Genomic DNA, 12,685 nt, shown 5'->3' with positions numbered 1-12,685 from the left:
GACAATCGCCGCATGGCAACAAAAAAACCCAAGGGCCTCGGGATGGGGCTGGAGGCCTTGCTGGGCCCCAAGGTCAGCGACGCCCCTGCCGCGGCCGCGGCGCGTGACGGTCACCCCTCGGTGTTGAAGATCGCCCAGCTCCAGGCTGGCAAGTACCAGCCGCGCACGCGCATGGACGAAGGCTCGCTCTACGAGTTGGCCGAGAGCATCAAGAGCCAGGGCATCATGCAGCCCATCCTGGTGCGTCCGCTGGACACGCCGGGCCATTACGAGATCATTGCCGGCGAGCGCCGCTTCCGGGCCGCGCAGTTTGCCGGGCTGACCGAGGTGCCGGTGCTGGTCAAGCCGGTGCCGGACGAAGCCGCCGCGGTGATGGCGCTGATCGAGAACATCCAGCGTGAGGACCTGAACCCGCTGGAAGAAGCACAAGGGCTGAAACGACTGGTCGATGAATTCGGCCTGACGCACGAGCAGGCGGCGCAAAGCGTGGGCCGCTCGCGCAGCGCCGCCAGCAACCTGCTGCGCCTTTTGCAGCTCAGCGAGCCGGTGCAGAAGATGCTGATGGCGGGTGACGTGGACATGGGCCATGCACGGGCCCTGCTGCCGCTGCCGGCAGCCCAGCAAATCCTCACGGCCAACGAGATTGTTGCCAAGAAACTCTCGGTTCGCGAGGCCGAGAAGCTGGCCACCAAGGCGCTGAACCCGGGCCGGCAGACGCCGCTGCTGCGGGTGGCCGGCGAAAAGTCGCGCGACATCGTGCGCCTGGAAGAACAGCTGGCCGACAAGCTGACGGCCGATGTCGAGATCCGCGTGCAGCGCAAGACGCGCCGCGGCGAGCAGGGCGAGGTCGTGATCCGTTTCGGCTCGCTGGACGAACTGGCCGGCCTGCTCGACAAGCTGGGTGTGACCGAGCGCTGAGCCGCGGCGCCCGGGGCATTTCCGGGCGTTTGGCAGGGGACCCCCTGCCCTGGGGCGGGCCCGGTGCACCAACTCGGCCCCGCGCCGTGCGCGGGGCCCCTGTCGGCATACGAAGCGCCGTATGGGTCGCCGTATTGGTGGCAGCCCTGTCGTCCGCTGCACGGGTTGTGGCGTTTGTCACGTCATGGCCTTCGACCTGTGTTGCCAAGGCGCTCCCTGTCCTCACCCTCTTGCACCTTGCCGCAAACGGCGCGAAGATGGTTTCACAACGATGACACAAAGGCGCCGCGTCCAGCAGGTTCAGACCGCGCCAAGCTGCTTGTCTGGCACACCTTATGCAAGTTGTGGCGATCAGGCAGTGATGGTGGAAAGCCCTTGAAAGCACCGTCTTTTCACGCGTTTGACACACTCACTTCAGTCGCAATCTAAAGCCTCGCAAAGCACACGAATCACACGTCTCTGATCGGAACGCTCTGATGGCGCCCGGGCTCAGTCAAGCCGGGACTTCATCAAAACTTTCCAGCCGCTGATCGGTCTTGCAACCGGCAGCGCCTTCCCTGCACAGGAGGTCCCATGGACGTGATCAGCAGCTTCGCAGCCCGGTTCGAACGTACCCGTGAAGAGGAGATATCCCTCGAGGACTATCTCAACGAGTGCAAACGCAATCCTCTGGCCTACGCCACCGCCGCCGAGCGCATGCTCAAGGCGATTGGTGAGCCGCAGATGGTCGACACGCGAAACGACCAGCGCCTGTCGCGGCTGTTCGCGAACAAGGTCATCAAGATCTATCCTGCCTTCGCCGAGTTCTACGGCATGGAAGACGCGATCGAGCAGGTCGTGTCGTATTTCCGACATGCCGCTCAAGGCCTGGAAGAAAAGAAGCAGATCCTCTATTTGCTCGGCCCCGTCGGCGGCGGCAAGAGCTCCATCGCCGAGCGCCTGAAGGCACTGATGCAAGAGGTGCCTTTTTATGCAATCAAGGGCTCACCGGTCAACGAGTCGCCGTTGGGCTTGTTCGACCTGATCGAGGACGGCCCGATTCTCGAGAGCGAATACGGCATTCCCCGCCGCTACCTGAACCGCGTGATGAGTCCGTGGGCCGTCAAGCGGTTGGAGGAATACGGCGGCGACATCCGGCAGTTCAAGGTCATCAAGCGCCACCCCAGCATCCTCAAGCAGGTCGGCATTGCGAAGACCGAGCCAGGGGACGAGAACAACCAGGACATCTCTTCGCTGGTGGGCAAGGTCGACATCCGCAAGCTCGAAAGCTACGCGCAGGACGATCCGGACGCCTACAGCTACTCCGGCGGCCTGTGCCTGGCCAACCAGGGCCTGCTGGAATTCGTCGAAATGTTCAAGGCGCCCATCAAGGTGCTGCACCCGCTGCTGACCGCCACGCAGGAAGGCAACTTCAAGGGCACCGAAGGCTTTGGCGCCATTCCGTTCGACGGCGTGGTGCTGGCCCACTCGAATGAAAGCGAGTGGAAGGCCTTCCGCAACAACAAGAACAACGAAGCTTTCCTGGACCGGATCTACATCGTCAAGGTGCCTTACTGCCTGCGCGTGTCCGAGGAAGTGAAGATCTACGAGAAGCTGCTCAAGGGCTCTTCGCTGGCTGGCGCCACCTGCGCGCCCGGCACCTTGAAGATGATGAGCCAGTTCGCCATCCTCACGCGGCTGAAGGAGCCGGAGAACTCGTCGCTGTTCTCGAAGATGCAGATCTATGACGGCGAGAACCTGAAGGACACCGACCCGCGCGCCAAGAGCTACCAGGAGTACCGCGACTACGCAGGCGTGGACGAAGGCATGAGCGGCATCTCGACCCGCTTTGCCTACAAGATCATCTCCAAGGTCTTCAACTTCGACTCGCAGGAGGTCGCGGCCAACCCGGTGCATCTGATGTATGTGCTGGAGCAGCAGATCGAGCGCGAGCAGTTCCCGGCCGATCTCGAGCAGAAGTACACCGCCTTCATTAAGGAGCAGCTGTCGCCGCGCTATGCCGAGTTCATCGGCAAGGAAATCCAGACGGCCTACCTGGAGAGCTACAGCGAGTACGGCCAGAACATCTTCGACCGCTACGTCACCTACGCTGACTACTGGATCCAGGACCAGGAGTTCCGCGACACCGACACCGGCGAGGTCTTCGACCGCGCCTCGTTGAACGGCGAACTGGAGAAGATCGAGAAGCCGGCCGGCATTGCCAACCCGAAGGATTTCCGCAACGAGATCGTCAACTTCGTGCTGCGCGCCCGCGCCAACAACGCCGGCAAGAACCCGCTGTGGACCAGCTATGAGAAGCTGCGTTCGGTAATCGAGAAGAAGATGTTCTCGAACACCGAGGAACTGCTGCCTGTCATCAGCTTCAACGCCAAGGCCAGCGCCGACGAGGCCAAGAAGCACGAGGACTTCGTTGAGCGCATGGTGCGCAAGGGCTACACGCCCAAGCAGGTGCGCTTGCTCTGCGAGTGGTACCTGCGCGTACGCAAGTCGAGCTAGATGGGGCCCCCGGGCAGGCGGGTACGCCTGCCCGCCCCCCGAGGGGGCCGCGGGCCCGGTGGAATGAAGCCCCCAGATCTGCCGCGTTGCGGCAGGCCCCCCGAGGGGGGCAAGAAGCCTAGGGGCGGCCCGTCGGCTTCTTGAGAGCGGCCCGGCGCTCGGCCCGCGTCTCCTCCGGCCACGGGCATGGTTTGTTGTCACTGCGTTTTTGAACTGACCTGAGCGAATCAGGCAATCCAGGAAAGGCCCTCATGCTCCAGCAGATCATTGACCGGCGGCTGGCGGGCAAGAACAAGTCGATTGGCAACCGCGAGCGATTCTTGCGGCGCCACAAGGACCAGATCCGCGACGCGGTGCGTCGCGCGGTCGACGGGCGCGGCATTCGCGACCTGGAGCGCGGTGAAGAGGTGCGCATCCCGAAGAAGGACCTGACCGAGCCGATGTTCCACCATGGCCAGGGTGGCCAGCGCGAAATGGTGCACCCTGGCAACCAGGAGTACGTCACTGGCGACCGCATCGAGCGCCCCAAGGGCGGTGGCGGCAAGGGCAGTGGCAAGGGTCAAGCCAGCGACTCTGGTGAGGGCGACGATGATTTCGTGTTCTCGCTGTCACGCGAGGAGTTCATGCAGGTCTTTTTCGAAGACCTGGCGCTTCCGCACCTGATCCGAACCCAGCTCGCAGAGGTGCCTGAATGGAAGTCGCACCGCGCAGGCTATTCCAGCGATGGCACGCCGAACAACCTGCACGTGGTGCGCTCGATGCGTGGCGCCTTGGGCCGCCGCATTGCCCTGGGCGGCGAGTCGCGCCGCGAACTGCATCGGCTTGAAGAGCGGGTCGCCTTCCTGAAGCGCAACCCGAGCGATGACGAGGTCATCCAGAAGGAGCTGCGCGAAACCGAGGAACGCATTGCCGCGCTCAAGGCCCGGCTGGGCATGATCCCTTTCCTGGACCCGATCGACCTGAAGTTCCGCAGCCGCGTGCGCACACCGGTGCCCACCAGCAAGGCGGTGATGTTCTGCCTGATGGACGTTTCCGGCTCGATGGACGAGCAGCGCAAGGAGCTGTCCAAGCGCTTCTTCATCCTGCTGTACCTGTTCCTGACCAAGCACTACGAGAAGATCGACCTGGTCTTCATCCGCCACCACACGCAGGCACAAGAGGTCAGTGAAGACGACTTTTTCCACGCGCGCGAGACCGGCGGCACGGTGGTGTCCAGCGCACTGGAGCTGATGAGCCAGATCATTGCGCAACGCTACAACCCGACCGAATGGAACATCTATGGTGCCCAGGCCAGTGACGGTGACAACTGGCACCACGACTCCGGCCGCTGCCGAGAGTTGCTGACCGAAAAGCTGCTGCCGGCCTGCCGCTACTACGCGTACGTGCAGGTCGCGGAAGAAGAACAAAACCTGTGGGAGGAGTACAACCGCCTCACGGCGTCCCACAAGAACTTTGCGATGCGCAAGGCTGTAGAAGCCTCGCAGATCTACCCAGTCTTCCGTGATCTCTTCAAGAAGGAAGGGGCGACTGCATGAACACTGCCACCACGCAACGCGAGTTCTCCCAGGACCGCCGTTTCGCCGACAAACCGGCCAAGATCCCTACCGACGGTGACCGTCGCAAGCCTCGCATGTCCTTGGAGTCCCCCTTGCCTTCACCCCAGCGGCCCGAGCGGCCCTTGTCAGATCCCAGTGACTGGTCGTTCGAGCTGATCGAGCAGTACCACGACGTGATCCGGTCGACCGCCAGGCGCTTCGGCCTGGACACCTATCCGAACCAGCTCGAGATCATCACCGCCGAGCAGATGATGGATGCCTACGCCAGTGTGGGCATGCCGGTGAACTATCGGCATTGGAGCTACGGCAAGGAGTTCATCTCCACCGAGAAGAACTACCGCCGTGGCCACATGGGCCTGGCCTACGAGATCGTCATCAACTCCAACCCCTGCATCAGCTACCTGATGGAGGAAAACACGATGGCGATGCAGGCGCTGGTGATCGCCCACGCTGCGTATGGCCACAACAGCTTCTTTAAGGGCAACTACCTGTTCCGCATGTGGACCGACGCCGCGTCCATCATCGACTACCTGGTCTATGCGAAGAACTACGTTGCCGAGTGCGAAGAGCGCCACGGCGTGGAGACGGTCGAGCTGTTCCTCGACTCCTGCCATGCGCTGCAGAACCACGGCGTGGACCGCTACCGCCGGCCCAGCAAGAAGTCGCTCGCCGAAGAGCTGGCCATGCGCAAGGACCGCGAGCACCACGCGCAGCAGCAGGTCAACGACATCTGGCGCACGCTGCCGCGCAAGGCCGAAGTGGCCGAAGAGGAAAAGCAGGCCAAGCGCTTCCCGGTCGACCCGGAAGAGAACCTGCTGTATTTCATCGAGAAGAATGCGCCGCTGCTGGAGCCCTGGCAGCGTGAGGTCGTGCGCATTGTGCGCAAGGTCGCGCAGTATTTCTACCCGCAGCGACAGACCCAGGTCATGAACGAAGGCTGGGCCACTTTCTGGCACCACAAGCTGCTCAACACCATGTACGACGACGGCTTCCTGACCGACGGCGTGATGATCGAGTGGCTGAAGTCTCACACCAACGTGGTCTACCAGCCGCGCGTGGGCGACCGCGGCTACTCCGGCCTGAACCCGTATGCGCTGGGCTTTGCGATGTACACCGACATCAAGCGCATCTGCGACAAGCCCACCGAGGAAGACCAGCAGTGGTTCCCGGACATTGCCGGCAAGCCCTGGCTGCCGGTGCTGGACCAGGCCATGCGCAACTACAAGGACGAGAGCTTCATTGGCCAGTACCTCAGCCCCAAGCTGATCCGCGACTTCCGCCTGTTCGCCATCAGCGACGACGAGAAGCAGAGCGAGCTGGAGGTCAGCGCCATTCATGACGACACAGGCTACCGCCGTGTGCGCGAAGCGCTGTCACGCCAGTACGACCTGGGCACCCGCGAACCCAACATCCAGGTCTGGAACGTCAACCTGCGCGGCGACCGTTCGCTCACGCTGCGCCACACCCAGCACAACGACCGCCCGCTCGACGACGGGGCCAACGAAGTCCTCAAGCACGTTGCCCGCCTGTGGGGCTTTGGCGTGCACCTGGAAAGCGTGAATGGCCAGGGTGACGTGACCCGACGCTGGAACGTGCCTGCGCCCTGAGCCAGGGATTCATCTTCAAGGAGCGTACGAACACTGTCGGCGCCGATCCACCCACCCTGCCGATTCAATATTGACCCGGGGATGGATGCCAACCGCGTGGCGGTCAGCTGTGGATAAGTGTAGGTCTGCGGCTGTTTCGTTGCTCTCCTAACGTTAGTCAGTTCGCGAGGGATGCCGCGCAGGGCGGAGCCCGTAGCGGCATCCCTCGTGGTCCTCGCTCAACTGTCCGCCTCCGGTGGTGGCTGCTTGTCGAGCCGGCGAGACTGCTCACGCGCCTTGATGCGCTTCTTGGCCACGGCGCTGCTGTGTAGGAAGCGATGGCTCTCGTTGCCCGTCTCGATGATGTGGCAGTGATGCGTGAGCCGGTCCAGCAAGGCCGTGGTCATCTTGGCGTCGCCGAACACGCTGGACCACTCGGCGAAGTCCAGGTTGGTCGTGATCATCACGCTGGTGTGCTCGTACAGCTTGGACAGCAGGTGGAACAGCAGCGCTCCGCCCGCCTGGCTGAAGGGCAGGTAGCCCAGCTCATCGAGGATGACCAGGTCCATGCGCAGCAGGCTCGCCGCAATGCGCCCGGCCTTGCCACTGGCCTTCTCCTGCTCCAGCGCGTTGACCAGATCGACCGTCGAGTAGAAGCGCACCCGCCGGCCATGCCGCGTGATGCCGGCCACGCCGATGGCTGTCGCCAGGTGCGTCTTGCCGGTGCCGGGCCCGCCCACCAGCACGGCGTTGTGCGCCGCGTCGGTGAACGTCAGCTCGGCCAGCGTGTGGATCAACTTGCGGTCCACTGGCGAGACGTCGAAGTCGAAGCCCGCGAGGTCACGGTGCACAGGGAACTTGGCCGTGTGCATCTGATGGCTCACCGAGCGCATGGCGCGGTCTGTGGTCTCGGCCTGCAGCAGGTGTTCGAGCAGCCAGCGTGAGCTCTCCAGTGCTGCCCCGCCCGCACCGCCACCGCCTTGCTCCACCAGATCGGCCCACGCGCCGGCCATGCCGTGCATGCGCAGTTGCTTGAGTTCGACGGCAAGCTCACGCATGGTCGGCCTCCTCGGCGATACCGCTGTTCAGGCTGTTGCCGCGCAGGCGGTCATAGCGCTCAGTGTCGGCCAGCGGCTTGGTGGCCACCTGCAGCCCCGTGGCGGCGTTCTCCGGCATCGGCGCACCGTTCAGCCGGCCCAGCACGTTGAGGACGTGCTCGACGCTGACCCGCCGCCCTCGTCGGGTGCCTTCCAGCGCCAGTTCGACCGCCACCAGCACAGCATCGAGCCCGGCCGTCGGCACGATGGCCAGCACCTGTGCCATCACGCGGTCGCCGCCCGGGTCACGCAGGAGTGCCCGACGCAGTTGCTGCAGCGGCTCGGGCATGTCGGCGAAGGGCGCCCCGTTGCGCAGCGCGCCGGGCTTCCTCTGGATCAGCGGGATGTAGTGCTGCCAGTGGTACTGGGTCTGGCCACGGTCGCTCAGGCGTTCATGGCTGGCCACGATGTCGTCGCCTGCCACGACGACGATCTTGCCTGGGTACAGGCGCGTGCTGACCGTCTGGCCGGCCAACTCGCAGGGCACCGAGTAGCGGTTGCGCGCCACCCTCACCAGGCAGGTGCTGGTCACGCGTGCCGGGCTCTCGACATAGCCGTCGAACGGCTCGGGCATGGGCATCAGGTGCGGCCGCTCGTGCTCGAGCATCTCGGCCACGCTGAACTGGTCGTGCTCGGGGTGGCGGACCTCGTCCCACAGGGCCTTGCACCGGTCACCCAGCCAGGCGTTGAGTTCGACGAAGCTGCCGAACTTGAGCTTGGCCGCGTCGATCCAGATGCGCCGGCGGCTGTCCTGCACGTTCTTCTCGACGACGCCCTTCTCCCAGCCCGAGGCGACGTTGCAGAAGTCGGCGTCGAACAGGTAGTGCGCGCACATCACGGCGAAGCGCTTGTTGACGACGCGGCCCTTGCCCTTCTTGACCTTGTCGACCGCCGTCTTCATGTTGTCGTAGATGCCGCGCCGGGCGACGCCGCCCAGCGCCGCGAACGAACGGGTGTGCGCGTCGAACAGCATCTCGTGACCTTGGCTGGGGTATGCCACCAGCCAGAAGGCTCGGCTGGCGCACAGCTTGAGGTGCGAGACCTGCATCCGGTAGTAGATGCCGCCCACCACCAGCCCCTCTTCGCTCCAGTCGAACTGGAAGGCCTCGCCCAGTTCGAAGACCAGGGGCACGAAGGCCTTGGTGGACACGGACTGCCCCTCACCCTGGCGCCACGCCCGGATGAAGTCGGTGACGCGGCTGTAGCCCCCGCTGTAGCCCTCCAGCTTGATCTGGGCGTGCAGGGCCCGCGCCGTGCGCCGCTCGTGGCGCGGGCGGTGCGCGTCCACCTTGAGTGCTTGCTTGATCGTCTCGTGGAACGGCGTGAGCTTGCCCGGCATCTCGCTGCGTCGGTAGCTCGGCGCCTCCAGCGCCGCCGCCTTCAACCACTTGCGGACCGTGTTGCGCGACCAACTCGTCAGCCGCACGATCTCCCGAACAGACTTCTTCTCGCGGAAGTACATCCGCTTGACCTTGCCAATCATGGCCATGGTGATCACTCCTTCCCCCTGCTCAAGAAAGAGGCAGGGTAGGTCGAACACCCGGGTCAAATTTGGATCGGCACTATCGCTGTAAGTGGGTCAAATTTCGGTCGGCGCCAACATACGAACACCCCCGAATGTGGGGATGACCTGCATGACGGGTTGGATTAACGTGCGCGCGCGGGGCGATTTGCGGAGGGCAAAGACGCCCGCCGCAGATAACACTCCATTTCCACCGTCATGAAATTCGATTCTCGCCAGGTATTGGCGGCGGCTTGCACCGCCCTTGCTTCTGTGGCCCAGGCTTCAGACTTCTCCGGCAACTTCGACCTGACCCCGCAGGCGCGGGCATTCCTGGACAAGCGCGTTGAACGCCTGCATCTTCAGTCACCTTCGCGCGCTGTGCAGGCCAGCTATATCAAGGTGGACAACGTCGCCCCCACGCTGACGGCTTTCTCGACCGGCAAGACCGATCTGGATTCCAGCAAGGGAGCGGCCCAATTGTTGGTCAATTTCACGGCCAGCGATGATTTTGCCGGCGTCAGCCAAGTCACACTGTGGGTGCAGAACGCGACCAACTACAGCTCGAACTTCGCCACTTTTGCGGTGGGATATCCCGACAAGACCATCAAGGGCAAGCTTGCCATCGATGCGTCCAACCTGAGCACCGGCACTTGGTCGATCACCTCCCTTCAGGTCTCTGACGCGGCGGGAAACGGGAGGGTCTACGATGCTGCAGCGCTGGCTCAGTTTGGTGGATCGACCAGCTTCAACGTCGTTGGTGCCTCTGGTGACACGCAGGCTCCTACGGTGGTCTCCGGCAAAGTGCTCACGCCTACTGTGAGCTTGTCGGCCCTGCAGAAGGGTTCCTACTCCAACCAAGCCATGGCTGGATTCAGTGTCACTGTGCAAGACACGGCCGAAGACAAGGTGTCCGGTGTCCGCATGGCCAGTGCCACCTTCTGCTCTCCTAGCGCCTACGATTGCCTTAGCTTCACCAACGCCGAATCCGCACGCGGCCTCGGCAAGGCCGAAATTCGCATGGCGACCACGCCTTATTACTACTATCAACCGACGGGCGACTACAAGCTGACGACGCTCAGCGTAACCGACTTCGCTGGTAACAGCCGTATGATGACCAGCATCGAGGACGGTGGCGACACCGACTTCAGCACCATGTTCCCGTCGACTACGATCACGCTGGTGCCTTGATTGTCTGCACGTTGATGTGACCATTGGGGCCGGCGCATGCCGGCTCTTCTCAATTCAGGTGCCTGAATTCACATCTGAAAAATCTTCCCCGGATTCAGGATGTTGTGCGGGTCCAGCGCCTGCTTGACCGCGCGCATCATCGCCACCGCGCCTTCGCCGGTTTCGTCGATCAGGAAGCCCTGTTTGTGAAGGCCAATGCCGTGTTCGCCGGTGCAGGTGCCTTGCGCGGCGATGGCACGTTCGACGACGCGGCGATTCAGGTCTTCGGCCAGCTCGCGCTCGGCCGGCAGCGCCGGGTCGATCAGGTAGGCGATGTGGAAGTTGCCGTCGCCGACGTGGCCGACGACGAAATGCGGCAGGCCGGCGGCTTCAGCTTCGGCGAGTGCACTGGTCACCATCTCCGCCAGGCGCGAGATCGGGACGCAGGTGTCTGTTGTGACAGCGCGGCAACCGGGTTTCATCTGCAGCGCTGACAGGTAGGCGTGATGACGCGCAGTCCAGAGCCGGGTGCGCTCTTCCGGCGTGGTCGCCCACTGGAAGTCCTGACCACCCCAGTCGCGCGCCAGTTCCTGCACCGTGGCGGCCTGTTCCTTGACACTCGCGTCGCTGCCGTGGAACTCCATCAGCAGCATCGGCGCTTCCTTCAGGCCGAGATGGTCGTTGTGGTTGACCGCCCGCACTGCGTGCGTGTCGAGCAGTTCGCAACGGGCGATTGGCACGCCGAGCTGGATCAGCTGGATGGTGGTGTTGACGGCCGCGCCCACGTCCTCAAAGAAGCAGATGGCCGCGGCCACGCATTCGGGCAGCGGATGCAGCTTCAGCGTGACCTCGGTGATGATGCCCAGCGTGCCTTCGCTGCCGACCATCAGCCGCGTCAGGTCGTAGCCGGCGCTGCTCTTGCGCGCGCGAGTGCCGGTGCGGATGACCTCGCCGCTGGCGGTCACCACCTCGAGCGCCAGCACGTTCTCGCGCATCGTGCCATAGCGCACAGCGTTGGTACCGGACGCGCGCGTCGCACTCATGCCGCCGATGGAAGCGTCCGCGCCCGGGTCGATGGGGAAGAACAGCCCCTGGTCCTTGATCTCGTGGTTCAGCTGGCTGCGCAGCACGCCGGGCTGCACGGTGGCCGTCAAGTCTTCGGCGTGCACGCGCAGCACCTGGTTCATGCGCGACAGGTCCAGGCTGATGCCGCCTTGCACGGCCAGCAGGTGGCCCTCCAGAGACGATCCGGCGCCGTAGGCGATCACCGGTACACGGTGCGCGGCCGCCAGGCGCACGGCCAGCGCCACGTCCGAAGTGCTTTCGCAGAACAGCACGGCCTCGGGCGGCAGCACGTCGAACGGCGACTCGTCGCGGCCGTGCTGTTCGCGGACCGCCAATGCGGTGCTGCAGCGCTCGCCGAAATGTGCGCGCAATTGCGACAGCAGCTCGGCCGGCACCGGTCGAGCAACCTGGTTTGGCATCAGTTGAGGGGCGTTCATGTCGTGATTCCTGTGCGGTCCGGTCGCGGTCTTCAGCGACCGCCAGACACATCAATGAAGGTGCCGGTGCAATACGAGGCTGCGTCAGACAGCAGCCACAGCACCGCGGCCGCGACCTCTTCGGGCTGTCCGCCTCGGCCCATCGGCACGCTGGCTTCCAGCCGCTGCACGCGGCCGGGCTCACCGCCGCTGGCGTGGATGTCGGTGTGGATCAACCCCGGGCGCACGCCATTGACGCGAATGCCCTCGGCCGCGATTTCCTTGGCCAGGCCGATGGTCAACGCTTCGACCGCGCCCTTTGATGCCGCGTAGTCCACGTATTCACCGGGCGCGCCCAGTTTGGCCGCCATCGAGGACAGGTTGACGATGGCGCCGCCCGCGCCGCCGTGGCTGCGCGCCATGCGGCGCACCGCTTCGCGCGCGCAAAGGAAACTGCCGATCACATTGGTCGCCAGCACCTGCTGCAGCCGCGCCGCCGTCATGTGTTCCACACGCATCTGCGGCGCCAGCATGCCGGCGTTGTTGACGAGGCCGTTCAGCCGGCCCAGGGTTTCATCCACCGCCGCGAACATGCGCAGCACCTGCTCTTCCTGCGACACGTCCGCCTGCAGCGCGATGGCCTTGCCGCCCGCTGCCGCGATGCGCTCGACCACCTTTTGCGCCGAGTCCTCGTCACGGTGATAGTTCACCGCCACGGCATGGCCGGCTGCAGCAGCGGCGAGGGCCACCGCAGCACCGATGCCACGGCCACCGCCGGTGACCAGCAAAACAGGAGGTGGGATGGAAGCGGGCGAGGGCGCAAGCGAACTGGGCATGCTGGCAATCTAGCCCAAAACGCTTGTGAAGGCGGCGCCGCTTA

General features: G+C 64.2%; 9 protein-coding genes. 5 read left to right on the top strand and 4 right to left on the bottom strand.

Annotated features, from left to right (window positions below; translation table 11 throughout):
• Positions 1-12 precede the first annotated feature (12 nt).
• The 4 genes from LRH25_RS06865 (at position 13) to LRH25_RS06850 (ending at position 6,577) form a co-directional block, all read left to right on the top strand.
• A complete protein-coding gene (locus LRH25_RS06865) occupies positions 13-918 on the top strand; it encodes a ParB/RepB/Spo0J family partition protein (protein WP_141286448.1) in 906 nt (301 codons plus the stop codon).
• Positions 919-1,491: 573 nt separating this feature from the next.
• On the top strand, positions 1,492-3,414 hold the full coding sequence (locus LRH25_RS06860; protein ID WP_141286450.1) for a PrkA family serine protein kinase: 1,923 nt from the start codon (positions 1,492-1,494) through the stop codon (positions 3,412-3,414).
• Positions 3,415-3,665: 251 nt separating this feature from the next.
• Entirely contained in the window at positions 3,666-4,949 is a 1,284-nt protein-coding gene (locus LRH25_RS06855; RefSeq protein ID WP_141286452.1) for a YeaH/YhbH family protein, read from the top strand.
• Entirely contained in the window at positions 4,946-6,577 is a 1,632-nt protein-coding gene (locus LRH25_RS06850; protein WP_141286454.1) for a SpoVR family protein, read from the top strand. Before LRH25_RS06855 ends, LRH25_RS06850 begins: the two co-directional genes overlap by 4 nt.
• A gap of 218 nt (positions 6,578-6,795) precedes the next feature.
• Here LRH25_RS06850 and istB read toward each other — a convergent pair whose 3' ends face one another.
• Together istB and istA are read right to left on the bottom strand one after the other, a co-directional pair.
• Complete coding sequence (gene istB / locus LRH25_RS06845) at positions 6,796-7,614, bottom strand: IS21-like element helper ATPase IstB (protein ID WP_141286456.1); 819 nt, start codon at positions 7,612-7,614, stop codon at positions 6,796-6,798.
• A complete protein-coding gene (gene istA, locus LRH25_RS06840) occupies positions 7,607-9,142 on the bottom strand; it encodes an IS21 family transposase (protein ID WP_141286458.1) in 1,536 nt (511 codons plus the stop codon). Before istA ends, istB begins: the two co-directional genes overlap by 8 nt.
• Before the next feature lie 231 nt (positions 9,143-9,373).
• On the opposite strand from istA, the gene LRH25_RS06835 reads away from it, so the two are divergent.
• Positions 9,374-10,345 (top strand): hypothetical protein, encoded by a 972-nt coding sequence (locus tag LRH25_RS06835; protein ID WP_141286460.1) that lies wholly within the window; start codon positions 9,374-9,376, stop codon positions 10,343-10,345.
• A gap of 68 nt (positions 10,346-10,413) precedes the next feature.
• Here LRH25_RS06835 and LRH25_RS06830 read toward each other — a convergent pair whose 3' ends face one another.
• Both LRH25_RS06830 and LRH25_RS06825 read right to left on the bottom strand, forming a co-directional pair.
• Positions 10,414-11,826 (bottom strand): FAD-binding oxidoreductase, encoded by a 1,413-nt coding sequence (locus LRH25_RS06830; protein ID WP_141286462.1) that lies wholly within the window; start codon positions 11,824-11,826, stop codon positions 10,414-10,416.
• A 32-nt stretch (positions 11,827-11,858) separates the two neighbouring features.
• A complete protein-coding gene (locus LRH25_RS06825; protein WP_141286464.1) occupies positions 11,859-12,641 on the bottom strand; it encodes an SDR family oxidoreductase in 783 nt (260 codons plus the stop codon).
• Positions 12,642-12,685 lie beyond the last annotated feature (44 nt).

This window comes from Ideonella azotifigens (assembly GCF_021043325.1).
GTDB lineage: Bacteria > Pseudomonadota > Gammaproteobacteria > Burkholderiales > Burkholderiaceae_C > Ideonella > Ideonella azotifigens.
The sequence above is the reverse complement of the archived record's forward strand: the minus strand, read 5'-3'. Positions and strand labels throughout refer to the sequence as shown.

Excerpts from the sequence above, each read along its gene's own strand:
- LRH25_RS06855 (WP_141286452.1), top strand. The coding sequence starts at position 3,666 with ATGCTCCAGCAGATCATTGACCGGCGGCTGGCGGGCAAGAACAAGTCG.
- LRH25_RS06825 (WP_141286464.1), bottom strand. The coding sequence starts at position 12,641 with ATGCCCAGTTCGCTTGCGCCCTCGCCCGCTTCCATCCCACCTCCTGTT.
- istB (WP_141286456.1), bottom strand. The coding sequence starts at position 7,614 with ATGCGTGAGCTTGCCGTCGAACTCAAGCAACTGCGCATGCACGGCATG.
- LRH25_RS06830 (WP_141286462.1), bottom strand. The coding sequence starts at position 11,826 with ATGAACGCCCCTCAACTGATGCCAAACCAGGTTGCTCGACCGGTGCCG.
- LRH25_RS06835 (WP_141286460.1), top strand. The coding sequence starts at position 9,374 with ATGAAATTCGATTCTCGCCAGGTATTGGCGGCGGCTTGCACCGCCCTT.
- LRH25_RS06850 (WP_141286454.1), top strand. The coding sequence starts at position 4,946 with ATGAACACTGCCACCACGCAACGCGAGTTCTCCCAGGACCGCCGTTTC.
- LRH25_RS06860 (WP_141286450.1), top strand. The coding sequence starts at position 1,492 with ATGGACGTGATCAGCAGCTTCGCAGCCCGGTTCGAACGTACCCGTGAA.
- LRH25_RS06865 (WP_141286448.1), top strand. The coding sequence starts at position 13 with ATGGCAACAAAAAAACCCAAGGGCCTCGGGATGGGGCTGGAGGCCTTG.
- istA (WP_141286458.1), bottom strand. The coding sequence starts at position 9,142 with ATGGCCATGATTGGCAAGGTCAAGCGGATGTACTTCCGCGAGAAGAAG.